This is a genomic window from Mesorhizobium sp. C268A, from assembly GCF_040324475.1.
In the GTDB taxonomy this organism is placed as follows: Bacteria; Pseudomonadota; Alphaproteobacteria; order Rhizobiales; family Rhizobiaceae; genus Mesorhizobium.
Map to the genome: position 1 here is coordinate 2,457,983 of NZ_JAMYVX010000001.1, position 24,398 is coordinate 2,482,380.

21 protein-coding genes are annotated in these 24,398 nt (G+C 58.1%); 4 read left to right on the forward strand and 17 right to left on the reverse strand.

The genetic code is table 11. The features are described from left to right. Positions 1-38: 38 nt before the first annotated feature. Together rpoN and NKL06_RS11890 are read left to right on the forward strand one after the other, a co-directional pair. Positions 39-1,475 carry an RNA polymerase factor sigma-54 gene (gene rpoN, locus NKL06_RS11885; RefSeq protein WP_031210715.1) on the forward strand — a complete coding sequence of 479 codons (1,437 nt, stop codon included), beginning with the start codon at positions 39-41 and terminating at the stop codon, positions 1,473-1,475. Positions 1,476-1,532: 57 nt separating this feature from the next. Beyond that, positions 1,533-2,750 carry an MFS transporter gene (locus tag NKL06_RS11890; protein WP_352580307.1) on the forward strand — a complete coding sequence of 406 codons (1,218 nt, stop codon included), beginning with the start codon at positions 1,533-1,535 and terminating at the stop codon, positions 2,748-2,750. A 1,646-nt stretch (positions 2,751-4,396) separates the two neighbouring features. On the opposite strand, the gene NKL06_RS11895 is transcribed toward NKL06_RS11890, so the two are convergent. The 3 genes from NKL06_RS11895 to NKL06_RS11905 all read right to left on the reverse strand — a co-directional run bounded on the left by NKL06_RS11895 (position 4,397) and on the right by NKL06_RS11905 (position 7,058). After that, positions 4,397-4,657 carry a hypothetical protein gene (locus NKL06_RS11895; protein ID WP_156939180.1) on the reverse strand — a complete coding sequence of 87 codons (261 nt, stop codon included), beginning with the start codon at positions 4,655-4,657 and terminating at the stop codon, positions 4,397-4,399. Positions 4,658-5,142: 485 nt separating this feature from the next. Continuing rightward, positions 5,143-5,874 (reverse strand): GntR family transcriptional regulator, encoded by a 732-nt coding sequence (locus tag NKL06_RS11900; protein ID WP_023694330.1) that lies wholly within the window; start codon positions 5,872-5,874, stop codon positions 5,143-5,145. A gap of 65 nt (positions 5,875-5,939) precedes the next feature. Then, entirely contained in the window at positions 5,940-7,058 is a 1,119-nt protein-coding gene (locus NKL06_RS11905) for an NAD/NADP octopine/nopaline dehydrogenase family protein (RefSeq protein WP_352580310.1), read from the reverse strand. A gap of 710 nt (positions 7,059-7,768) precedes the next feature. Here NKL06_RS11905 and NKL06_RS11910 point away from each other — a divergent pair. Further along, the gene (locus NKL06_RS11910; protein WP_031210711.1) at positions 7,769-8,650 is read left to right on the forward strand and encodes an SAM-dependent methyltransferase; all 882 of its coding nucleotides are present in this window, start codon (positions 7,769-7,771) and stop codon (positions 8,648-8,650) included. Positions 8,651-8,766: 116 nt separating this feature from the next. Here the strand turns inward: NKL06_RS11910 and NKL06_RS11915 are convergent, their stop codons facing one another. The 14 genes from NKL06_RS11915 to NKL06_RS11980 all read right to left on the reverse strand — a co-directional run bounded on the left by NKL06_RS11915 (position 8,767) and on the right by NKL06_RS11980 (position 21,313). Continuing rightward, entirely contained in the window at positions 8,767-9,570 is an 804-nt protein-coding gene (locus tag NKL06_RS11915; protein WP_023694326.1) for an arginine deiminase family protein, read from the reverse strand. After that, positions 9,545-10,573: a citrulline utilization hydrolase CtlX gene (gene ctlX / locus NKL06_RS11920; RefSeq protein WP_050587153.1), complete on the reverse strand. Its 1,029-nt coding sequence runs from the start codon at positions 10,571-10,573 to the stop codon at positions 9,545-9,547. The genes NKL06_RS11915 and ctlX overlap by 26 nt, the downstream gene beginning before the upstream one ends. Further along, positions 10,573-11,646, reverse strand: a complete 1,074-nt coding sequence (gene ocd / locus NKL06_RS11925) for an ornithine cyclodeaminase (protein WP_023694324.1) — start codon at positions 11,644-11,646, stop codon at positions 10,573-10,575. Before ocd ends, ctlX begins: the two co-directional genes overlap by 1 nt. A gap of 159 nt (positions 11,647-11,805) precedes the next feature. Next, positions 11,806-12,150, reverse strand: a complete 345-nt coding sequence (locus tag NKL06_RS11930) for a RidA family protein (RefSeq protein ID WP_023694322.1) — start codon at positions 12,148-12,150, stop codon at positions 11,806-11,808. Continuing rightward, positions 12,147-13,652 (reverse strand): FAD-dependent oxidoreductase, encoded by a 1,506-nt coding sequence (locus tag NKL06_RS11935; protein ID WP_023694321.1) that lies wholly within the window; start codon positions 13,650-13,652, stop codon positions 12,147-12,149. Before NKL06_RS11935 ends, NKL06_RS11930 begins: the two co-directional genes overlap by 4 nt. Then, on the reverse strand, positions 13,649-13,972 hold the full coding sequence (locus NKL06_RS11940) for a (2Fe-2S)-binding protein (RefSeq protein WP_023694320.1): 324 nt from the start codon (positions 13,970-13,972) through the stop codon (positions 13,649-13,651). The genes NKL06_RS11935 and NKL06_RS11940 overlap by 4 nt, the downstream gene beginning before the upstream one ends. After that, positions 13,953-15,068, reverse strand: coding sequence for an NAD(P)/FAD-dependent oxidoreductase (locus NKL06_RS11945; RefSeq protein WP_023694319.1), 1,116 nt, complete (start codon positions 15,066-15,068; stop codon positions 13,953-13,955). The genes NKL06_RS11940 and NKL06_RS11945 overlap by 20 nt, the downstream gene beginning before the upstream one ends. 36 nt (positions 15,069-15,104) lie before the next feature. Then, a complete protein-coding gene (locus NKL06_RS11950) occupies positions 15,105-16,265 on the reverse strand; it encodes an enolase C-terminal domain-like protein (RefSeq protein WP_023694318.1) in 1,161 nt (386 codons plus the stop codon). 67 nt (positions 16,266-16,332) lie between these two features. Next, positions 16,333-17,058 carry an ABC transporter permease gene (locus NKL06_RS11955; RefSeq protein ID WP_023694317.1) on the reverse strand — a complete coding sequence of 242 codons (726 nt, stop codon included), beginning with the start codon at positions 17,056-17,058 and terminating at the stop codon, positions 16,333-16,335. Beyond that, positions 17,058-17,768: an ABC transporter permease gene (locus tag NKL06_RS11960; protein ID WP_023694316.1), complete on the reverse strand. Its 711-nt coding sequence runs from the start codon at positions 17,766-17,768 to the stop codon at positions 17,058-17,060. Before NKL06_RS11960 ends, NKL06_RS11955 begins: the two co-directional genes overlap by 1 nt. 77 nt (positions 17,769-17,845) lie before the next feature. Beyond that, a complete protein-coding gene (locus tag NKL06_RS11965) occupies positions 17,846-18,697 on the reverse strand; it encodes a lysine/arginine/ornithine ABC transporter substrate-binding protein (protein WP_023694315.1) in 852 nt (283 codons plus the stop codon). A gap of 65 nt (positions 18,698-18,762) precedes the next feature. After that, positions 18,763-19,554: an ABC transporter ATP-binding protein gene (locus NKL06_RS11970; RefSeq protein WP_050587152.1), complete on the reverse strand. Its 792-nt coding sequence runs from the start codon at positions 19,552-19,554 to the stop codon at positions 18,763-18,765. Between the two features lie 61 nt (positions 19,555-19,615). Further along, positions 19,616-20,356, reverse strand: coding sequence for a GntR family transcriptional regulator (locus NKL06_RS11975; RefSeq protein ID WP_198027085.1), 741 nt, complete (start codon positions 20,354-20,356; stop codon positions 19,616-19,618). A 405-nt stretch (positions 20,357-20,761) separates the two neighbouring features. Next, on the reverse strand, positions 20,762-21,313 hold the full coding sequence (locus NKL06_RS11980) for a hypothetical protein (RefSeq protein ID WP_156939179.1): 552 nt from the start codon (positions 21,311-21,313) through the stop codon (positions 20,762-20,764). A 793-nt stretch (positions 21,314-22,106) separates the two neighbouring features. On the opposite strand from NKL06_RS11980, the gene NKL06_RS11985 reads away from it, so the two are divergent. Continuing rightward, positions 22,107-24,398 carry an ATP-binding protein gene (locus tag NKL06_RS11985; RefSeq protein ID WP_023694311.1) on the forward strand — a complete coding sequence of 764 codons (2,292 nt, stop codon included), beginning with the start codon at positions 22,107-22,109 and terminating at the stop codon, positions 24,396-24,398.

A 24,398-nucleotide genomic window follows, 5' to 3' on the forward strand; every position in this document is an offset into this window, starting at 1 on the left:
GCCCCAAGAGGCTCCTCGACAGGATTATCGCGCTCACCATGCAATCCTCAGCAAGCCTGCTTCAACGCCAGAAGCAATCCATGGTGGCATCGCCTCAACTCATTGAGTCGATTCGCTTGCTGCAACTGGCGCATACTGAACTGCATCAGTTCGTGGAGCGGGAAATTGAGAAGAACCCGCTCTTGGAATCTGCATCAAGCGATGGCGGGCCTTTTGACGACGTTTCGATTTCGGGAGCGGATCAGCCTGTCGGCCCTGGGGCAAACGCCGTTGAAGGACCGACCGGGGGAGGTTCGCCTGAACGGCTCGGGCAATGGAAATCACTTCGCAACACGACCAACAACCCGCCCGGCAATGGCCCTTCCCTCGACGAGTATGCCACCCTCGCCGAAACATTGCACGACCATGTCGCTCGTCAGATCGCCCTCACTGCGTTCACACCACAGGAGCGGCTGATCGCTGGCCAGCTTGCCGCCGATCTGGAAGACACTGGCTATCTTCGGGCAAACCTTTTGGAGCTGGCCGAGAGCCTGAATGTCCATGAGGCTGTTGTGGAACGGGTTCTCGGAACCTTGCAGCAATTTGATCCACCGGGAGTTTTCGCGCGAAGTCTCAGAGAATGCCTCGAGATTCAGTTGCGCGAGCGAAATCGGCTCGACCCGGCAATGGCAGCTTTGGTTGCCCATCTTGAAAAGCTTGCGCGACGGGATTTTGAGGCACTGAAGCAGCATTGCGGCGTCGATGAAGAAGACCTTCTCGACATGATGCATGAGATTCGGGCGCTCGATCCCAAGCCTGGGAACAGATTCGAATCCGGTGCGTCTGAATCAATCATACCCGACGTCTGGGTCACGCCCTCGCCGCAAGGCGGGTGGCAGATCGAACTTGATCCCGCCACGCTGCCAAAGCTGCTGATCAACCAAACCTATTATGCCGAAGTCACGCGTCAAACTGCCCAAAATTCGAAAGATCAAGCATTTCTCGACGAATGCTTGCAAAACGCGAACTGGCTAATCCGCAGCCTCGATCAGCGCGCCAAGACGATTGTTAAGGTTGCGGCTGAAATCGTGCGTCAGCAGGATGCCTTTTTGGAACATGGCGTCGCCCACCTGCGGCCTCTCAATCTTAGAACCGTCGCTGACGCGATCGGCGTGCACGAGTCGACGGTAAGCCGGGTGACCTCGAACAAGTACATGCTTACCCCGCGCGGAGTCTTTGAACTGAAGTATTTTTTCACCGTCGCGATCGCGTCCTGCCAAGGCGGCGATGCGCACTCCGCCGAAGCTGTCCGGCATCGGATCAAAGCGATCATTGCCGCAGAATCTCCCGGCGACGTGCTTTCCGATGAGGACATCGCTGTCCGGCTGAAGGAAACCGGCATCGATGTTGCGCGCCGCACCGTCACAAAATATCGAGAAGCAATGAACATCCCCTCCTCCGTGCAACGCCGCCGGGAAATGCGCTTGTGTTTTTAGATTTGGGTCAAGGCAGCCAACATCACGTTGCATTGCATCAAAGTGGAGACTTCGTTCATGACCCAATCCGCGGCATGCGTCATGGACGCTGTTCTGCACGACCCAGAAAAGCCCGTCCCACCGTCTGGTCCCGCATGGGGTGCGGTCATTTCGCTTTCCTTGGGCACATTCGGGCTGGTCACGGCAGAGTTTCTGCCTGTCAGCCTGCTCACGCCCCTCTCGCATGATCTCGGTATCAGCGAGGGAGCGGCTGGACAGGCGATGACGGCGACAGCTATCGTCGGGGCGATCTCGGCGCCGACGGTGGCCATCATCACAAAGCGCCTGGACCGCAGGACCGTCATGTGGACCATGACGCTGCTGCTGATCCTGTCGGACGTTCTGGCGGCCGGCGCGTGGTCGCTGGCGGTTCTCCTGACTGCACGCGTCGTGCTCGGCATAGCGCTCGGAGGCTTCTGGTCGATGTCGGCAGCACTGGCGATGCGGCTCGTTCCAAGCCACCTCCTGCCGCGCGCTATGTCGATCATCCTTACCGGCGTTTCCGTAGCTACCGTCTGCGCAGCTCCAATCGGCGCTTATGTCGGCGATATCTGGGGATGGCGAAGCGCCTTCATGCTCGCCGCAGCCGGCGCCGCCGCTACACTGCTCGTGCAACTCATAACCATTCCGAGACTGCCTCCGATTGGAGTGGCTAGCTTCCGAAGCCTGCTGGATGTGGCCAAGATTCCGATGGTCAAAATAGCGCTTTTGGTCGTCCTGCTGGTCGCTTCCGGCCACTTCGCCGGAATCACCTATATCCGCGCCTTCCTCGAGAAGATTCCCGCGCTGGATGTCGAGACGATCTCGCTTGTGTTGCTGGCTTTTGGCATCAGCGGATTCTTCGGCAATCTGGCCGGCGGGCTTCTGGCCGAGTACAGTCTCAAGGCAGTCGCGGCCCTTGCACCGCTGCTCATAGCGATAGCCGCTGTTTCGCTGCTGACAGCGGGAGCATCGGCCTTGGCCTCGGCGATTGCTGTTGCCGCGTGGGGGTTTGCCTTCGGCGCGGTGCCAGTGGGATTGCAGACGTGGATGGTACGGAGGGCCGTTCCCGAGCAGGCCCAAAGCGCCGGTGTGCTGCTGGTCACAGTATTCCAAGTGGCAATCGCAGCCGGCGCGATTTTCGGCGGACTATTGGTGGAGAATGCCGGGATTACCAGCGCCATTGCCTACAGTGCCGTTGCCACGTTCGTCGCTGCCCTCATAGTGTTCGTGCTCGGCCCGAAGCGCGAAACCTAGACCGCCTAACAGGAGAGATCTCAGCAGCGCAGCGGGACGAGAGATGCGATGCACGGCGCGGCGCGATCCTCCGCTGGACCAGCGCAAGCTGCTCGCCGGCTTCACCTCCGAGCCACGCGACCTTCGCCGCCAGACACGCGAACCGCCATCTTATTCACGGCGTTCCTTGGTCGGCCGCCGGCACACCGGACAGTCGCTCTCACCCTCACGCGGTCCCCTGCCGGGACTTCCGCCGCAGCGGATACGGTTGTTCGACATCCTCGACTAAACGTTGGCAAGCGCCGCTTTCTGGCACCGGAACGGCTCGCCGGTCAGCCACATCTTGTGCAGGGTAGCTGCAACCCGCGTGCAAGGGCGACTTGGCTTGGTTGTCCAACGGGCAATTGTCTTGCCTATCGCCAAGATAGTAGGCGAATTCGTCTGTGTCATTGAATTGTAGGGCCCACTATTGCGGGGGTGTGCACGTGCGAGGTCGGCCGGCTCCAGAAGTGCAAGAGACGCGGACCCCTCAAAGGGCTCGGCAACCTCAAACGAAAAATGATTGGCCGCAACGAACGCGAACAGACCGACTGAAAAGAGCACATCGTCTTCAGACAGTGACCTTCCTGAACTTGTGACTACGCAACGCACTATAGTCCGGTGCCGCCTCTGCGACGAAAGCTGGGCTCGCTCGTTCTGACGTGTGGAAAGAGCGCTCTTTATGTGGCAGCGAGTTTGTGGCCCGCCGCAGCCGCTTTGACCATCTCGGCGGCGAAGTGTCCCGCACGTTTGCGGCGACCTGTAAGCCGATCAGCAAGCTCCCATCTGCTGCGCTTATCTATATGATCCGACACTCGACCGGCGAAACAAGAACGGCCAAGGCACCGGCTGCATTTAAATACTAGGCTATAGTGCCTTAACCATTGGAAAAGCTCGGTCCCACGGTTCGCAGGAATCGCGCCCAAACCACACCCGAGAGCCGACGGCCACTGACGCTGACGCTGACGCTGACGCTGACCCATAAAAATATTTAGGATGCCACATCAAGGTGAAGCCTTCTGCCCTGTTATTCCGGGCAACGCTGTCACTGTTCCATACCTATAAGACGAGGTCCCATAGCAAAGTGCCTCGCACAACCGAACAAGTTGCTCAGCCATCGGCGTTTGGTTACGTCCTTATCCAAGCACTGCGACACAATATCGTATGCCAAGGCCGACCTCCAACACGTTTGGCGGCTGCTCAAGGCCGGTGCCGGCTCGCTGAAGTGTCGGGCCTGACGGCAACAGACGTACACCTCGACTACGCCACGGCACATCAGTGTCGAATGGCACGACGACGTCATATCAAGAATGCCATCTCGCGCCGCAACGTGCCGTTGATCGGGGACGCTCTGAAAGCCGCAAAGGAAGCCATCAAAGGCGTCGGCATGCGGCAATGCTGTTCCCAACCTACGGACGTCCTGAGGGTGCATCCTCAGCATCGGCCGCCTTGGGCAAGCATGTTCGGCCTGTGTGACTGATCCAAAGGCGACGACCCACTCGCTTCGCCACCTCATGGAGGACCGCCTACGCTTGGTCAGCGTCAGCAAGTCTGACCAGATGTTGTTCTGGGTCCTCGGCTAGCGTTGGGGAGAACTATGCGGGGTGACGAGGCGCGTCTTGGGGTGGCTAGGCGGGCATTGGCGAAGGCACTGGGGCTAAACTCAGCGTCTTCAGTTCGAAATTGTCTCGATAGCTGCCAAAGCGCCGTTCGAGCTGGCAATTTGTCAAATACCGAACGTCTGCCGTTTTCGTGGTTGGTGCGTTTCGCTGAGCCTGCCGGTCAACCTCGGCCCTTGGCACGATATAAATTGTCCTCTTGTTGGCACCGTCATCCGCCAGAATTACAATGGCAAGCCAATCGAAGTCATTCGAGCCGAGATACTGCACGTAAGCTGCTCCCTTCTTGAACGTGCGTGCCTTGACCGATGTTCGCTGCGGTCCCGTACCCGCCGGCTGCGCGATGACATCGTACGATGGCAGAGCTCGGCATCCGGCTGGGACGCGTCGACTTTCAGATCGGCGGCGTCGCGGTCGAGTTCGCCGTCCGCCGGCCAGACTCCGCGACTATTGTTGCATTTCTAGATCCGCATGCGAAATCGCGCCACACAATCAACTCTCGATCCAGGCTCGGTCCCAACGACCCAGCGTGTGCCGGCCGCAATCCGGGCTCCATCTTTGGCCTCCCGCGAACCCGCCGTCCCGTTGTTGGACCGTCTAGAACTTCGAGCAGGCCTGCGTAGCCAGCTGTTGGAACGCCCAATGGGACGTCCATTTTGGCGCCTGCTCCCACGTAGGCCGTCCGTCTCTAGCGATCGGGAGGCTTCTTCGCCCATTCACCTCATGCGCCGCAAAAGAGGCCTGGCGCATACGACTCAAGCGGTCATCGCAACACCGTTGGTGCGGTGTTCTTCTGGAGAATTCCCGGTGAGCTTGATCATCTCATCTTTAGCGTCCAAGACGTAGGCCCTCATCAGAGCAGACGCTTCTTCCGCGTTTTGATTCTGAATTGCTGACAATATCCGTTTTTCTACGCTGTCGTTCGACTTCCCCGGACTAAGTCGCGGGAATTTTCTGCGAAATAAGGTAATCTGCCCCCAGATCCCCTTCAGCATCTGAAGAACGTTCCGGCTGCCGGACATAACCGCAACAAGCCGGTGAAAATTAACCGCGGAATGAAACACCGATGCCGCGTCCCCGAGACTGATCGAGTGCTCTGAGCTCTGAAGACATTGCGCCAAAAGTCTTAGATCATCATCGGTGCGGTTTTTCGCGGCCAGTTCCGCAGCGAGCGCCTCCAAAGAGGCGCGTACGTCATAGAGATCCCACGCCTCTTCAAGTGGCATGTCACGCACAAAAGGCCCTTTGTTCTTGGTGATTTCTACCAAACCGTCTTTTTCGAGCTGTCGAAGAGCTTCGCGAACGGAGGCCCTACTCACGCCTAGCGAGGCAGCCAGCCGGTTCTCGTTCATATGTTCGCCGGGCTGCAATCCGCCCGACAGGATCTTTTCATGAACTTGCTCGTAGACGAGTTCCGAGATCGACACTCTTCGGAGCAGTCTGAGGCTATTGCTAACATTTTCCTGCCTCGCCACGCTGTTCTCCATAGGCCCTTCTCTCTTAAGCCCAAATCCCAACGCTTCCGAAGCTGCCGAAGCAAATGTGGTTCTCTTCAATTATGGTGAATGGCGGACGTCGAAGACGACGGTGAACGGCATGTTGCGTTCTCGACGAACTGCAAGAGTTCCCTTCTCGACATGTGAGCCATGCCCAGGCGCTTGAGGTTACGGCCGCTCTCAAAATATTTGATGCCATTGATGGCTGACGCGATGTCGACGAAAGCCTTGATGGTTGGGGCATTTATGCCTACTTTGGTGCCAAGCTCGTACCAAGGGACTAAAATATACGGTATGTCCTCAACCACATATCTGTCTTGCATGTGGGCGGGTGTTGCCTTGGTTGCGTTGTGAACGCGCGTATGAAACGCAAAATCTGAGAATTTGTCGAAAGCCCCGCCGTAGAAGCCGACCATTTCTTCCAGGAATGTCTGGAGTCGGAAACCCAAAGCATCGGCGATCTTCAGGCGCTCTACGTCGACAGCCTCGATGACTTTCCCGACGGAGGATGAAATTCCGTCGCGATAGAACAAGAAGTCTCCTTTTGTGCTTTCGATCCTCCCAGTGTTGAGGATCGCTGCAACCGGATGTATCACCCCATTGTTGGACTGCATCCCAATCTCGAAAACATTATTGCACCATTGGAGCGGCTGGGGGAATATATCCGCGATCTGCGACCACTGGTTCTCATCGAGAGCATTAGGGAAGGCGGCGATCGGCAGACTGGCCTTGATACCCGCGACCAAAACTTCACCCTTCTGGATCCAAGATGCATATGGGGACGCATTGGTTTCCAAGATAGTCAGAGCCTTCAGTTCCTTTGAACCGGCCAAGGCGAAGAAATTGGCGTTGATAGCCACAATGATGTGGCGACATAGGTCGAAGCCCTTCAGTTCGCTAATGATGTCGTCGTGCCCATACGATGGAACGGTGACCACAAGAATACGAGAAAATTCTACGGCAGTAGCCATCTCGGTGGTGACAGTCGGCTCGAACCGTCCCTCAATCTTCATCCGAGCCGTCAGGTGACCATCTCGCCGGATCGCATCGATGTTACGGCGGTGGTTAGGATGACCGTAAAGAAGGACGCTGAAGCCACGGTTTATCAAATCAGCTGCGAACGCGCATCCACAATTTCCGGCACCAATGATTGAAACTCGCATTTTGGAACCCACTGTTGCTCTCTCTTCCCTGGTGACGATTGTCCGCCAGGCAGCGGCGAGATTCCTGTGCGGCGATAAAAAGCCCCTGCACGAGATGAGCAAAAACTGTGCCAAATAGCGAGGAGAAAGGCACATGATAAGTGTCCCTATTACGAATCAAGGAGATGGGATCCGCAGAGCGGTGAACTCATCGTGTCGCGAACTCGACAAAACCGACGGTGGGTGTCGGTTGCCCGGCTTTTTGGCTGTAAATGGTGGAGCGCTCGGGCTCGCCTCGCGACCGAGGGCGAGGCGTGCTGCTGCCACCTGCGGACGTTGTACCGTCCTGCACAGCCCATTGTCTCATTGTCCGCCAGGTCCAGCGTTGAACCCTTAAATTTGCGGGAAGCGGTCCGGCAATGCCGCCGCCAGCTTGAGGAGGCGATGCAAAGGAGCGCGTCCATGACTGCCCGCAGTTCGTTGTCTGGTCGTCCCGTCGACTTCGCTCCAGACATTGAAGGCTCGACCAAAGCCTTCCCTGTCGGTTTTAGCGTTTACAGCGCGGCAAAGGGGGCGGTGTGCAACCCGAACAAGTTTCTTTCGGTGACAATTTCGTTTCGGTGGCCGGCACGATTTTTGCTGTGGTGTTGGAAGACGCGTTTTGAATGCTTGCGGGACACCCAACTAGCGTTCTCGCCCCCCCTGAGATCGTTCACCCACAACCACACTCTGGAAAGATCAAAATGAACGAAATCAATTCGCTCGCCCACGCCGATTCTAAAGTTCCTAGGTGGCATTTCACAATGATGCGCGACTCCGCACGAAATGCGGCAATAGAAGCGGCGATTGCATCTTGTGATGTCGAAGGGAAAACCATTGTTGAAATCGGAACTGGGGCTGGCCTACCGGCGATGCTCTTCGCCAGATACGGGGCTCGCAAGGTATTCTCATGCGAGATGGACGAGCGAATTGCTGATGCTGCACGGGAGATTATCTGGGCCAACGAATTGCAAGATCGCATCGCGGTGATTGCAAAATCCTCAAGGCAGGCAATTCTGGACGGCGACCTTCCTTCGGCACCCGACATCATTTTCACGGAGACGTTGGACGCCGGAGTCGTTGGCGAGGGATATGAAGCGATCGCTGAAGACATTCGCGAGATCGCCAGTCCTACTACACTAGTGATGCCGTATCGGGTCCAGCAGTTCGGTTTCCTCTGCAATGACGTCAAAGCCTTTGAAAAGAACTCCGTATTTAATCAATGTGGATTTGATCTTTCGGGTTTTAACCTGTTCGCCGAACGTTCGTATTTCCCTGTGATCCAGATGCTGCATGATCCGGTATATCTCTCGCCAGCCGTGCTTTTCAGGAGCTACGACTATCTAGATTCGAACAGTCTGGATCCAGTAGAACACCATATCGTGGCCCACAATTCGGGACTGTGCCATGGAATGACGTCATATTTTGATGCCCATTTTGGGAAATTCATAGTCAGCTCCAAGGATCGGAGGGGGCATTGGCTAGCGGCCTTTCACCCTTTGCGAGAACCTATTCCGGTCGAATCTGGGCGGCATTACACTTTGAGGGGGGATAAAACAGGGTTGATCGAATTGCTTCCGATATGATTTATCTGCAGGAAAGAACGTGTCCGCGTCTTCTGCCGAGCAGCATAATTGAGATGTTGTTCCTCGGCGCTTCGAATTTGAAGAACTGCCTTCGGGTCCGGATGTCGTAGAACAGCCTATTTGCTGTTTCGATACCAGCGGAGCGACATACACGAAAGCCCGGCGTCGATCTTCTCAATTTCGACAGTCTTGAGCGGCACGACCTTGTAGCCCTCCGTGTCAAGAATCTCAAGAGTGCGAGGGTAATGGGCACTGGCGAAAACGACGTCGTTGACCCGAAGCACGTTCGCGGCTGGCTCTTCGCCGTTCGGAACGACGATCCTGCGGAATCCCTCGAACGCGGCAGCCCCTGCAAGTGCCGCCGTCGAAATCACGGTTTCATCGTCGAGCAGCGACGATGCCGTTTTGAAATGCAAAACGCCCTTTGGTGTCTCGGCAACTTGGGCTTTTCCGCCGAGTCTTTCGATGCAGCCAATGAGCGCCTCCGCGCCTATCCTATCGGTGCGTGCAGAGAGGCCAATAAGCACCCCCTTCGGCGTATACATGATGTCGCCGCCGTCCGCCTGGCCGGGAGCCGGCAGCTCCAGCACGGTCTCAAACCTTTCGCGTAGGATCGGCGCGATCTCCGCTGTCTCGTTGACGCGGCTTGGCGTGCCGGGACGAAGTAGGATCGCGCCGTCGGTAAACACGAGAGCCGGGTCCTCGACGAAGATAGAGTCAGGGAAGGCCTCAAGCGGCGGAAGGACCGTGACCGCGACGCCGGCATTGCGTAGGGCCGAGATATAGATTTCGTGCTCGGCCTTGACACCTTCGTAAGTCGGGCCGTCACGACCGTCGGCGCGCAGTCCGTTGACAACGGAGGTGGATGGCTCCCGGACGATGGCCGAGTTGAACTCATAGACTGATCTGGTCTGCGACATTGTTGGCTATCCTAGTGTAAAGATGTTTGACTCCGCGGCGCTCATTCTGCTGCAACAACAGGCGTTCCGTTGGTGCAGTGCGCCGCGACAGGTGAATTCCGGCGAGCATGCACCGCACCGAGCCTCCGGCAAGCTCGATCGTCGAGACATCGAACGGCAGCAGCTTTGCCGAGCGCGCAACCGCCGCGATCTGCTCCCGATCCAGGGCTGCGTGGGCACGAGCCGAAAGCGCTAGGACGCGACCGTAACTACCCTCCAGCTCTATGGCATTGCCGGCGAAGTTCTCGATCTGGCCGCTGGAGAGTTCAATGACTTCGCGGCCGGTTTCCTTGAGCCTCTCGACAATCTCCTGCCGCCGTCGGAGATCGGGAATCATCAGCGTCCCGAGCAGCGCGAAATCGGTTCCGATGCACATCAGCACGTTGGTGTGATAGATCGGCTTGCCGCTGCGATCGACGGCGTTGAAGACCATCGGCTCGAAGTTGAAGTGCGTGCAGAACCGTTCGAGCGCCACTTCGTTGGTGCGGTTTGAACGTATGGCATAAGCAATCCGACCGATGTGGTCGAGAACCATGGCGCCAGTGCCCTCGAGATAGACATTATCTTTCTCTAGTCCTGAGTAGTCGATGACGTCCTGGACCCGATATTCGTTCTTCAGCATCTCGATCACGTCACCGCGGCGCTCTTTTTGCCGATTGGCTGAGTACATCGGATAGACGGCGACATGTCCGCCCGAGTGGGTCGAAAACCAGTTGTTGGGAAATACGGAATCGGGCGTTGTGGCCGCTGTATCCTCGAAGACATAGACGATGACGCCGGCAGCGGCGAGACCCTCTGCCATACGCGTCACCTCGTCGTATGCCGCGCTCGCGACCGCCGCGGCGCCACGCTTCTCGTCATTGGACTGAAACGAGTTGTCAGCGGCGGTCGTCGGGTTTGGCGTGAAATGATGCGGCCGGATCATTACAACGCCCCTGGGGGCTTGTACGGACTGTCTGCTCATCAGAGGGCTCCAGCTTTGAGCGCTGCAGGAGCGGCCTTTCCCGCGCGCAGAATCATGCCGAAGAGATCGCGCGGCTCGTCGGGATCGGCAAGGAGATCAAGCTCCTCGTAAAAGCCCGTGTCCTTGAGCCGGTCGCGGACGTAGCGAAGCGCGGAGAAGTCCTCAATGGCAAAGCCCACCGAATCGAACAGCGTGATCTGGCGGTCGCCCGAGCGGCCTGGCACCTTTCCCGCGATCACCTGCCAGAGCTCTATCACCGGATGATCGGGATCGAGTTGCTGGATTTCGCCTTCGATCCGCGTCTGTGGCGGGTATTCGACAAAGATGTCCGAGCGCAGAAGAATGTCGCGGTGAAGTTCCGTTTTGCCGGGGCAGTCGCCACCCACCGCGTTGATGTGAATGCCAGAGCCGACCATGTTGTCGCTGAGAATCGTCGCGTACTGCTTGTCGGCAGTGACGGTGGTGACGATCTCGGCCCCTTCGACGGCATCCTGCGAGGAGGTGCAGGCCTTGATCTCAAAGCCCATGCCGGCGAGGTTCTTCTGGCAGCGGGCCGTGGCGGAAGCATCGACGTCGTAAAGACGGAGCTTGTCGACGCCGAGGATTGCCTTGAAGGCGATCGCCTGGAACTCCGATTGGGCGCCGTTGCCAATCATGGCCATCGTGCGAGCGCCCTTGGGTGCCAGGAATTTGGCTGCGACCGCAGACATCGCTGCAGTCCTGAGTGCGGTCAGGATGGTCATCTCGGTCAGTAGCATTGGGTAGCCATTGCCGACATCGGCGAGCATACCAAAAGCGGTGACTGTCTGTCGTCCAGAGTGGGTGTTCTTCGGATGGCCGTTGACGTATTTGAAACCGTAGGTCTCCCCGTCGCTGGTGGGCATCAGTTCGATGACACCGTCGGCGCTATGGGACGCGACGCGCGGCGTCTTGTCGAAACACTCCCAGCGCCGGAAGTCTTCTTCGATATAAGCGGCAAGTTCGATGAGGAAGCGTTCAACGCGGATCGCTAGCACGAGCTTCATCATGTGATCGACGCTGACGAAGGGGACGACATTCAGTTTTTCTTGCATAGGTTCAATAGCTCCTGTGAAGCCGAGAGATGCGTCGGCCTATGATGCTCGCAACGAGCTCGACCGCGCGGACGACTTCTCGATCACGAATCTTCTGGATCTGGCTTTGCGATGAAGACGCAAGGACGGCTGGCACCTCGATCGCTCGAAAGCTGGTCCTCAATAGTGCGCAGTGGCAATGAGCTCTATCAGAGTCCGCTCGCCGAGGTCAGCAACACCGATCGTTGCCCGCGCGGGCAGCTCGTCGGGCGCGAACCACTCTTTCCACACCGCGTCCATGTCAGGTTTGACATTCATATCTGTGATGAAGATCGTTGCTGAGAGCAGCTTCGATCGATCGGATTTCGCCTCTTTCAGGTACGTGTCGAGCTTGGCCAACACTTCCCGTGTCTGGCCGCCCATGTCCTGGCTGTCGTCATCGGCGACGATACCGCCGATATAGGCTATGCCGTTGTGCTTGACGACGCGATGAAGGCTGGGCGCACGAAGCAGCCGTTCGGTCATGACGGGTGTCCTCCTTCATTCAATTGGTGATCAGCCGGATCTCTGCCGGTCACGGCCTTCAAGGCGCGCGGCACATGTGGAAGGGCCGCCAGCTCAGCCAGGCGAACCGGCTTTACGGGGGAGCGCAGACGATAGGTGCCTATCTCCCTCGGATTCATCCCTTTTTCGGCCGCCATGATTTCGGTGACAGTCGCGGCGCAGAGGCGCCCCTGGCATGGTCCCATTCCGCAGCGAACAAAAGTCTTCAATTGGTTCGGACCGGGGGGGCCGAGCGCAATGACCTCGCGAAGCTTGCCCGCCGAAATCTCTTCACAGCGACACACGATCGTTTCTGGATCGGGGGGGGCGAGAAAGGCAGGCCGAGGCGAGTACAGCGCATCCAAGAAGTCTCTCCCCTGAAAGAAGCGCTGGCGCCGTCGCAGAAGATCCCTGATCGATGAAGCCGACTTTGTGAGGCCGAGGTCCGAAAGAGCAGCCAAGGCGGCAATCCGTCCGCCAATTTCAGCTGCTTGAGCGCCCCCGATGCCGGCGCCGTCTCCCGCGATGAGAATGCCACGCCTTGGTGTTCGCCCCTCGGCGTCCGTTACGGGCTGAAAAGCGCGTTGGCGCTCGTTCCACGTCAATGGGCAACCGGCGGCAGCTGCAAGATTGATGGCCGGGACAACGCCCTGATGCAGCAGAACGGTCTCGGCCTGAAGTGTTTCAGTTTCCCGGCGAGTCGCGAAACGAACGCCCTCGACACTGTCTTGCCCCAAAATCGCGAGCGATTGAACTCTGGTCACCACACGAATATTGCGTTTCGTTTTGAGGAGCAGGCCAAGCCCCTTCATAAGGTAAGGTGACCCCAGAAAGCCTGAGAGGTGGCGCAGCGCATCCCATCGGAAGAGTGAGTGCGACGTGTCGAGAAGTGTCATATCTCGCGCGCCTGTGTCGACGAGCTGGCTCGCCAACAGATATAGAAGCGGCCCGCAGCCTGCGAGTACGACTGGAGCAGTCGGCACAGCGCCGGAGGATTTGAGCGCAATCTGAGCTGCACCAGCCGTCATTACACCCAGCATAGTCCAACCGGGCACAGACATAGGTCTTTCCTGAGCACCGGTCGCAAGGACAACGGCAGCGGCCTCGATGATACGCGCAACACCAGCTACCGTTAGCCCCACGCGATGATGATCCTTCGCCTCCGCCTCCACGTCTTCGGTGCGCTCGACGCTCCACACGGTCGCTTTCGCGGCATAGTCCCCGTTGCTCTCGGCGAAGGAATCGGCGAGCGGTTTTCCCTTCCAGTAGTCGGGTCCGAGGTAGCTGCGCGCGTCTGGCCCGTTGCGCGTGATCTCACGGTATATCTGACCACCGGGGCGAGGGTTTTCGTCCACCACGACAACTCGTGCACCCGCATTGGATACTTCTGTCGCAGCCGCCATTCCCGCCGGCCCCGCCCCAACGATCAGGACGTCGTAGACGGGGAGCAGGTCTTCTGCCCTGGACACAATCCGCAATGTCATGACGCCTGCCCTTCGTCGACGCTGGAACGTGTAGGCAAGCTCGATGCGCCATGTTGGCTGAGCACCGTCATCCCATCCTCGACTTCAATGAGGCAAGCTTGGCGGTTTTGAACGCCATCGATCGTGATGAGGCATTCGAAGCAGACACCCATAAGGCAAAATGGGCCACGGGGCGCTCCGCTGACGACCGATCGACGGACCTGTTGCACGCCGACTGCGAGCAGGGCGGTGGCCAGCATGTCCCCGCGCTCTGCCCGCAGTGGCACGCCGTCGAATGTGAAATGAACGGGCTGCTCGATCTCACGCAATCTGCTCAGCATGAAACCTCCTTGCCGAAAATGAGGACAGATCTTTGCTGAGATCAGAGGCAGCGATCTGCGGCGCCACGACGAGCGCATGGTTCGCCGCCAACGTCACGCCTGAATGGCAGGCGACGAGGAACGCGCCAGGATGGCGCGCTGAATGATCGTAAATCGGCACGCCATCGGCCGTCTTGACCCTGAAGCCGGTCCAACTACGCACCACGTTTAAATCCGCCAGAATCGGGAAAACCCGGACGGCCCGGCTTGCAAGGACGGCGCTGATGTCGGAGGAGCTCGCGATGCTGGTCGTGTCGGTCTCTTCGCTGTCGCCGATCATGATGCCGCCTTCATCGGTTTGGCGGATCGTTGGGGACAGACAAGGAAGAAAGGGGTTGCACTTCTCGGTGACGAGAATTTGCCCCTTGCTTCGTTTCAGCGGACAGGAAAGGCGGACCATCGGGGCGAGCCTTTCATTGTCGAGACCGGCCGCGAGCACAATCTTCTTGGACAAAATGGAAAAGCCATCGCCCCTCAGGATGAAACCGCCCGTCACCGGCTGTATGGCGTCTACCCTGTGATTGGGCCGATAGCTCACCCCTCTTCTGATCATGGCCGCGTGCAGCGCATGAAACAACCGAAGCGCGTTTACGTGGCCGTCCGCTGGGGAATAGATAGACCCCACGACATCAGGCCCAATTTGCGTCAGGCACTCGCGTGTCTGACATTCGTTCAGCACTTCGTAGGCCGGTGCATCGCCTCCCGTTTCGGAGGCGATGCACTCCATGTCCGCTCGAATGGCCTCGAGCTCCTCATCCGAAAGTGCAAAAGTGAAGCCGCCGTATTGGATGAGACCTACGTCGATGCCGCTGTCCTCATAGAGCGCTGCGGCCATCGTCGGCCACATCTTCGCAGACTTGTCCGACCAAAGCGCATAATGGGGCGAATGCAGGCCTTTGCCTTGTACCCAGACTAATGCGAAGTTCGCTCTCGACGCCCTGAGGTCCAGATCCGAGCCATCAAGGACGAGTGGCTTCACACCTATGCGGGCAAGTCCCCACGCAATGGCCGCGCCAACAAGGCCGCCGCCAATTATGGTCAGGTCAGCGTCTAGCATCGCTCGGTACCACCATGTTGTGGGATGGAGAGCGGGTCATTTCTCAGCCCCGAGCACGAAACGAGCGGTCGTCAGTCGGCGCACATGATCCTCGTCGATTTCCACGCCTAGGCCCGCGCGGTCCGGCAGATGCACGATGCCGTTGCGCACAAAGGACGAGAAATCCGTCGGGTCCTCAACCAACCGCATGGTCGACATGAAAGCGTGCCCGGCATCGACAAGGTTTCTGACGGTGACGGCATGTTGGAGCGACGCGGCCTGGGTGATGCCGAATTCGATCATCGAATTCATGTAGCAGCTGATCCCGAAGGCTTCCGCAGTGGCGGCAATGCGCTGCGCCCGCAGGGGGCCTCCGTTCTTGCTGCTCTTGATGCTGAAGACCGTCGCAGCGCCGGTGCGAGCCAGTTGGGCAGCATCGGTAAGATCTATGATGGATTCATCGGCCGACAGTGGAAGCTGACTTGCATTGGACAGTTGCGCCATGCCCGCAATAATGTCTGTTGCCAGAGGTTCTTCGACGAAGGCGACTTTCGAGCCGGCAATTCCCGCCAGGAATTCCCGGGCTTGACCCAAACTCCATCCCTGGTTGGCATCCGCGATGAACTTGACCCGCTCTCCATAACGAGCATCCAACGCAGCGACGCGCTTGATCTCACTGGTGATCGGCGATGTGCCCATCTTCAACATGAAACTGGAGAAGCCCTGGGCGGCGCGCTCTTCAATGATGGGGATGTCCTCTTGTGCGGTACCATTGCTCAACGGCCACAAGACCGGTAATGAGCGGCGAAGCGGCCCGCCCAGAAGCGTCGCCACGGCGACGTTCAGCCGTTTGCCGAGAATGTCGAGCAGCGCCATAGTAATCGCGCCTTTGGCGCAAAGATGGCTCGGGATGACCACGTCGACCAGAGCATCGATGGTGCCCGGCGCTGGCTCCGGCGTAGCGAGAACAATGGGCAGAAGCTTGTCCTTCAGAATAGTCAGAACGCCGGCTGGCGTCTCGCCGTCCACGGTTTCAGCAGGATTGGCTTCTCCCCACCCCACGAAACCGTCGGCATCTGTGAGCTTCACAAGCACCGCCTGTGTTGCGACCAGGACCCCTTCGGTGAGCTTGTAGGGCGTGCACAGCTTTGCCTCGACCTCGAACACTTCGGCGCTCACAATCGGCACCATGGTCGTGCGGCACAATTTCTCGTTCATTTTTTCAATTCCTATCCCATTCCTGAAAGCTGGCCATGTCATGCAGAACGCGGCTCGTGTGCTGGTTTCAATGCGCGGCTGCAGCAGGGGCGCCGGTCACACCGCGTTCGGAGCGACGATGAGGATTGAGCCACAGTTCGATCAGCATGACCGACCGAGTGACGATGAAGTTGATCGACAAGTAGATCGCTCCAGCGATGATGAAGACCTCGACTGGTCGATAGGTGTTGGAGATGATTTGTTTGGCGACACCGGTCACTTCCAAGATGGTGATTGTCGAAGCAAGCGACGTCGACTTGACCATGAGGATGATCTCGTTGCCGTAGGCGGGCAGCGCCAGACGCATCGCGATCGGAAAAACGATGCGACGGAACTGCAGGACGCCCGACATTCCGACAGCGCGGGCCGCTTCGATTTGACCTAAGGGTACAGCCTGTATCGCACCTCTTATGATCTCGGTGCTATAGGCGGCGGTACTAAGGGTGAGGGCAAGGATCGCGCAGAACCACGCGTCTCTAAAGAGCGTCCATAAACCGACCTGCTCGAAGAAGGCTCTGAACTGGCCGGATCCATAATAGATCAAAAACATCTGCACCAGGAGCGGTGTCGATCGGATGACATATACGTAGCCATAAGCGATAACGTAAAGCAGGCGGTTTTTCGAAACGCGCATCAACGCCAAAGGTACGGCGAGCGCAAAGCCGAGACAGAGCGAAATCGATGCCAACGCGAGTGTCGTGGGCACGGCAGCCAGAAGCTTCGGGAACGCTTCCCGCATAAGGTCGAAATCCATTACTGGCTCCTTACTCCGCGGTTTGCCCATTTTTCAGCCCGGATAAATCCCTGGTTGGACGCGGAGGTCAGCAAGAGGAAGAGAACGAAGGCCGCGAGATAGAACGTGAACGGCTCTTTCGTTGAACCCGCGCCGACCGCGGCGGCTCGCATGATCTCGACGAGGCCGACGACCGAGATCAGGGACGTATCCTTCAAGGTGTACTGCCAGACGTTACCCATGCCGGGCAGCGCAAACCTCGCCGCCTGCGGGACGATGATACGGCGCAATCGCAAGGCTGGTGTCATCCCGATTGCTTTCGCCGCTTCGATCTGTCCTTTGGGAATGGCGAGAACTGCAGCGCGGATTACCTCGGTGGAATAGGCGCCCGCGCTGACACCGATGCACATGATGCCGATGGCAAAGACCGGCGGTTCAATGTAGCCCTCGAAGCCGAAGAGTGCATTGGTCACATAGCGGAGCAGCGATCCCCCACCGAAAAACACGAGAAAGATGATCAACAGTTCCGGTACACCCCGAACAACAGTCGTGTAGACGTCGCCGAGCAGTCGAAGTGACCGGAACCTCGACAATTTTGCTGCTGCAAAAAGCGATCCGATAGCGATGCCCAGTGCGAAAGCGCAAGCCGCGACCACGATTGTCATGACCGCTCCACGGGTCAGTTCATCGGCCCAGCCGGCATCGCCCCATCCAAACAGCGTGAGATCCATGATATAAACTCTATTGCGGGAGATTGTGATGCCGGAGGAGCGGACGAATGCAGCCCATCCCCCGGCATCAGTTCGGTCTACTGCTTGGGAGTGCCGTCGAAGCCAAGCCACTTCATCGAAAGCTTTTCGATCGTGCCGTCGGCGACGGCTTCGGCGATGGCTTTATTCAACATGTCGCGGAGCTGACTGTCTTCCTTGCTCAGGCCAATGCCCGTGCCCTTGCCAAACGGTCCGCCAGTCATGTTCGGCCCGAAGATGGCAAGATCCTTGCCTTCAGGCTTCTCAAGTAGCGGCTTGAGGCGAGCAAGTGTGGACAGGCTCGCGTCGATGCGGCCCGCGTTAAGATCAAGGACCATGTTGTCAGGTGTATCGTAACTTGCGAGTTCTACGTTGGGCAGAAACTCTTTCACGAAGGATTCGGCCGTCGTGCTCGATTGCACGCCGATCCTCTTTCCTTTGAATGCAGCAGCCAGCTTGTCCAACTCTGCCCGTTCCTCTGGGCTCACGTCATCGAGCGTCAGACTGTCCGGGCTCCCCTTGAATTCCAGCAGTGAGCTGCCTTTTGGCGCAATGAAACGTATCGGAGTCTTGATATAGGGCTGGGTGAAAGAAATGACCTTTTCCCGCTCGGTATTGATATCCATGGCGGCAAGGATCGCATCGTAACGTCCGGCGATGAGGGACGGTATGATCCCATCCCATGCCTGCTCGATCACCGGGCATTCAATCTTGATGCGGCTGCACAGGTCCTTGCTCAGATCGATATCAAAACCCATCAGGTTGCCGCTGGCGTCCTTGTATTCGAAGGGCGCATATGTAGCGTCGGTTGCAAACGTGATGCTCTTGTAGTCCTTGGCCGCTGCCGGCCCAGTGAGAACCAGCGTGCCAGTGAGCATCGCGAGCAAGGTATTCAATTTGGAGATTTTCATGTGATCACCTCTGTCAGTCCGTTGTTTTTGTCGGATGTGGGTCGTTCCCACCGCGATGGCGCTCGTCACAAGACGCTTGCGAGGAATTCGCGACATCGCGGAGAAGAAGGGTTTCGGAATACCTGGTCTGGTGTGCCCTGTTCCTCGATCCTCCCCTTTTCGAGAAAGACGACCTTGTTTGAGACGTCGCGGGCAAAGCCCATTTCGTGCGTGACCACGACCATGGTGCGACCTTCTTCAGCCAGCTGCCGCACCACTTTGAGGACTTCACCCACCAGCTCGGGATCGAGCGCAGACGTCGGTTCGTCGAATAGAAGGGCGGCTGGCTGCATCGCGAGCGCACGAGCAATGCTGACGCGCTGCTGCTGCCCACCGGACAGTTCGGACGGATAGCTTGCATGTTTTTCGGCAATGCCAACCTTGCTGAGATAATCCATGGCTCTGTCGCCCGCTTCGTTCTTCCGCAGCTTGAGCACGTGGATTGGTCCTTCCATGACATTCTGAAGGACGGTCATGTGCGACCAGAGATTGAAGCTCTGAAACACCATGCCGAGCTGCATGCGCATCCGGTCGATCTTCTTGCGATCGAGCCCGATCAGACGACCCTTTGGGTCTGTTTCCACTCTGATTTCGTCGTCACCAATCGCAATCCGGCCTTTGCTCGGCATTTCGAGGAAATTCATGCAACGCAAAAAGGTGCTCTTGCCGGAGCCCGAACTGCCGATGACCGAGATCACGTCGCCTCGGTTGGCCTCAATGGATATTCCCTTCAGCACCTCGAGAGCGCCGAAGTTCTTGTAAATGTCCTCTGCAACCAAGGTCGGTCGATCGTTACTGTTCACACCAATATTGGGCATTGCCGTGCCTTTCGGGTGTAAGCGCCCTGTGAAACAGCTGCGAGAACCAGGCCTGACGGCTTCATGTTTGTTTCCTCGCACTTGCAGCCGCCGCCGTCCCGACTGCTACTTCATGCTCTTGTGCATGCTTCATCAAGGCTTCTTTCCCTCCAATGATATGAGCTTTCATCAGAGTTGATGCTGCTTCGGCATTTCGTTCTTGAATGGCTGCTAAGATGCGCCTCTCCTCGGCGTTGCCCGACTCACCAAGATGGAGGCGCGAAAACTTGCTGCGGAACAGGACAAGCCGGCCCCAAACGCTCTTCAGCATGTCGACCAGGCTCTGACTGCCGGACATGGCCGCAACGAGCCGATGAAAGTTGACGGCTTGATCAAATATCGCGGGTTCTTCCCCACGCTCGATTGCGCGGTCCATATTCCTGAGGCACTGCGTCAGCAATTTTAGATCCTCGTCAGTGCGGTTTTTCGCAGCAAGCTCTGCAGCAAGCGCTTCCAAGGAAGCGCGGATGTCGTAAAGCTCCCAGGCCTCTTCCTGCGGCATGTCACGGACGAACGGGCCCTTGTTCTTGGTGATTTCGATCAACCCGTCCTTCTCCAGTTGCCGGAGCGCCTCTCGGACGGAGGGCCTGCTCACGCCGAGCGAGGCGGCCAGTCGGTTCTCGTTCATATGCTCTCCGGGAAGAAGCTCACCTAACAGGATCTTTTCGTGCACCTGCCGATAGACCAGTTCCGAAATAGAGACGTTCCGGAGCAGTTGCAGGCTGCTGTTGAGATTTCCCTGTTCCCGCTCACCGCTTCGCATGACTCTCACTTTCTGCCGCATCGACGTCTATTGCCGATTGCCGGCAATCTGCAATAGACGGGGCAGCGTGTCAAGTCCGCTCAAGATGCTGAGGTATGCCCTGCCTGGGACGAAGGAGCGCCCACAGCTACGCTTGTGACCCCCCCCAACGGCGCCAGCCTCAACATTGTTTGCAGCCGGGGCTGCGGGAACTCGGTTCAAATTGGAAGACTGGTGGCGCGAAGCCGAGCGGGCTAAGCTTTGATCCCGAAGCCGCGCGGACGGTTTCGAGTTGTTGCCGCTCGGGGCCCGATTTGCGATGGGGCGTCGACAGAATTAGCAACACTTGGCAGAAACGCGTGCCCACGACTAAGATATTCTCGTGCCACATGAAGGCAACGAGTTTGATGTTATACTAATTCGAGCCTAAGCCGCCTTGCGGTGAAAGCTCAATGGCGCATCGGGCCGTCCCGAAGCCATGTTGTCGAGGGCCGTTCGGTCCGTGGAAACCGGGTAGCTGCGACCTTCGAGTCGCGGAACTTTGGGGACCGCGTAGTTGGAACCATGATGGAAAATAAACATAACGCGTTGAATGTATCGGGCGGGCAGTGATGCCCGAGGCTGTTGCGGTACGGACGTCTGCAACGGTACGACAGAGGGCAGCTCGTACCCAACTGGTGGATGGGCGCCCGCTGGATTCGCTCCGTCGACGAACTTGTCAGGTTCGGCGTGGTCGCCCACCAGCGTCCGGCACCGGTGGGCGAGTTCATCCTGGACCCGGCCGGAGAACGCTTCACGGACCCGCCTGATGGAGTCGGCAGCGCCCTCGGATTCGAGAAGGTCGTCGATCTCGGAAAGCCGGAAGACACCCCGCTCGGGATCGGACCCCAGATCGGCACCGTCGACGATAGCGGTCTCGATCTTCACTAAGAGCGGCCCCTGGTGTTCAGCCAACCATTCCGGCGCTATCGCCGCCACCGCCAGCATCCTGAACCGCAGCCGGTCCACTTCCTGAGGCGATAGGAGCCGAGGCTTCGCTTGATGTCCAGGATTAGCCCGCCGTTGTCGAAGGCGCCAGGAGGCAGCAACCTGTCGATTGTCCCAAATGTCTTCGATAACCCGGCAGCTTCACCGTTGGGCTCCGCTGGTCCCCTTCCGTACGGCCGAATTGCAATCTATCATCTCTCATAGCCCAAGACCTCTCACTAGGTTGCGGGTTAGGCCTCCGTCGGTGTACCAGCACCAACGGCGGCCGATTTCTGTTGCTCCGCGAGCGAAGCAGGCGCAATCGATCGGGATCCGTATCGGATCTCAAGCGCAAGGCGTCGGCATGGTTAACGGCGATGGGCTCGGAGAAAAATGGAATTCGAACTGCGCAAACGCATAAGCCGGCGACACATGCTGTGCTGCACGCTATGTTCAGAGCGCCTAACAGGCACTTGCGAATGACGAATTTTACGAAGGAAGAAGTGCACTTTGCACTCGCGGCCGGCCCCTCAGATGGGCCAGTATTCGTTGCCATGCATGAGCATCAAGGGCAGCCGGAGCTTACCGAACGCCCTCATATGGCCAAGACATACGATTCGGTTGGAGCAGCTTCGGCTGCGCTTTCGTCATCGAAGAAGGCGCCGATCACCAAAGGGGGAAATTGGCGAGTGGTTAGGTTGCAGGTCAGAATTTCAGTCCTCGAATTGGGCTGACATTAACCAATCTACAGCAATAAGACTTCGATCACGCCGCTGCGCGCAGATCCACGGAAAGGAAATTGTGATTGGCGGCGTTTACCGTAGACACGAAGTTGTTTCAGGAACTTGGTGAGCTGCTCGTCGCCAAAGAAGCGACTGCTTTGGTCGAACTCATCAAAAACGCCTACGATGCCGACGCCGAACTGGTGACAGTACACGGCACGTATCTCCGTGACGCCGCGAACGGTCAAATCGTCGTCAAAGACAACGGGCTAGGCATGACCGCCGAGGAATTCGAGAGTGGCTTTCTGCGGATAGCCGGACGATCGAAGATCATGTCCGACCGGAAGTCGCCTGTCTTCGGTCGCCGCTACACCGGCGAAAAAGGCGTAGGCCGACTCGCGGCACACAAGCTCGCACGGAAGGTGGAAATCTATTCCCGCAAGGCTGGTCATGCTGAACGTGGAGCCGCAGAGCTTCCGCCAACGACCAAGATCATACGTGCATCGATAGACTGGGACGCCATCGAGGCGCTTGAGACCCTCGACCAGATCGCTAGTTATAATGCGGTCGAGCTTAATCGGCGGATACCAAAGCCAAACCGAGTGCTGGAGAGCGGCACAACGCTGACAATGTCGCCTCTGCGTCGGGGATGGACCCAGCGCATGATCGATGCCTTCCTGAAGGAGGCGGTTACACTCGCGCCGACTCAGGTGCTCTGGGATCGCCTGCCCAATGGCGTTGTTTCGGAGCCCTTGCTTTTCGAGCGAGTACCTGTGCGAGACCAGATGTCGTCGGATCCAGGGTTTCGTATCAGCTTCACTGGAGAGCTGGCCGTACCGGAAGTTCTCGCGCCGGACGTCGCTGAGTCTGCGAGTTGGATCGCAGAGATCGACTTCGAACGAGAGACGGGCCTTCTGAGGGTTGCAATCTCGCCGACCGCCTTGGCAATGCGGACTTTCCCGTCCTCAGAAGGATTTCGTTTGGACAAGAAGCTCGCGCCGCGCTCAGGCCCCTCTTTTCGTGCGCGCATACTTCAGCGTTCCGGCACCACCTGGGATCCCGCAGTGCAAGGCATCCGGGTATTCATGGAAGGTTTCCGCGTCCCGCCCTACGGTGACTCTACGGATGACTGGCTCGGAGTCGACCGATCCTACAAGTCTCGTGCCCATCGCACACTGACCTCGCTTTCGAATCTGGACATTGACGATCTGCCAGAGGGTGTTGAGAACGAGGAACTCGTGCTGCAAGGCAACTCAGCCTACATGGGCGCAGTTTTCTTGCATCGCTCGTCTTCTCCCGAGCTAGACATGCTTGTGAATCGCGAAGGGTTCCTCCCAGGACCTGGCCTGGAATTCATTGCGGACTGGGTCCGCGTCACGACCGACTTGATCGTCAGGCTGGGATACGCCACTCGCCGAGAGATCAAGGAGATAAAGCGCGAGGTACGCGAACGCCAGCGCCGGGTGGCCGAGCGCGCCGACGTCAGCGAAACGCCATCGGCTCTGCGGGTGCGCGAAAACGCTCAAGCGGCTGAAAAACACATGAACGATATCCGAACCGCCCTCCAGACCGGCGACTACGCGCGAGCGGCCGAAGCGGCCAGCGCAGCGCAACCTCATTTCCAGGACATTCGCGCGCTGTCAGATGAGTTCGGCAGCGAGGCTGTGATGTGGCGCGTCCTTGCCAGTCTGGGAACCGAACTCGCGGCTTTCGTCCATGAGATCAACGCATTGGCTTTGGAAGCAGGTACCATCGTTGCCGAACTCGACGAGGCGCTACCTCAACTGCGGTCGGGTGCCACTCGCTCACAAGTCCAGAAGGCAAGAAAAACAGCTTTGGCACTTTCCGACCGCATTCGAAGGAACGCGACATACTTGGTCGACGCCACGTCGTTCAAGGGCCGCCGTCGCCGATCGCGCCTCCCACTGCGGGAGCGCTTTGAAGCTGTCTTGCCGCTGTTCCAAACTCGGTTGGCGGCACGACGTATCGAGCTGTCCAATGACATCCCTCCCGAGCAGAGAACGCCACTGATGTTCCCGTCGGAGCTCGCTGGCATTTTCACCAATCTCGTTTCGAATGCCGTGAAATTCGCTGGGGAAGGTGGACGGATAAAGGTGGTGGCGCACATCAGCGACGGGATGATGAAGGTGACGATGGAGAATACCGGAGTCCCTGTAGATCTACCGAGATCGAAGAGGCTGTTCGAGGCATTTCAATCTACCACAGAAAGGCCGGACGCTGTTCTGGGGCAAGGCATGGGAATGGGTTTGACGATTACGAGAGCATTCGTCCAAGAGTACGGAGGGACGATCGAGTTCGTGCCCCCGACCAAAGGATTCTCCTCAGCCATCCAGTTCGCAATTCCGGTGAGGTAG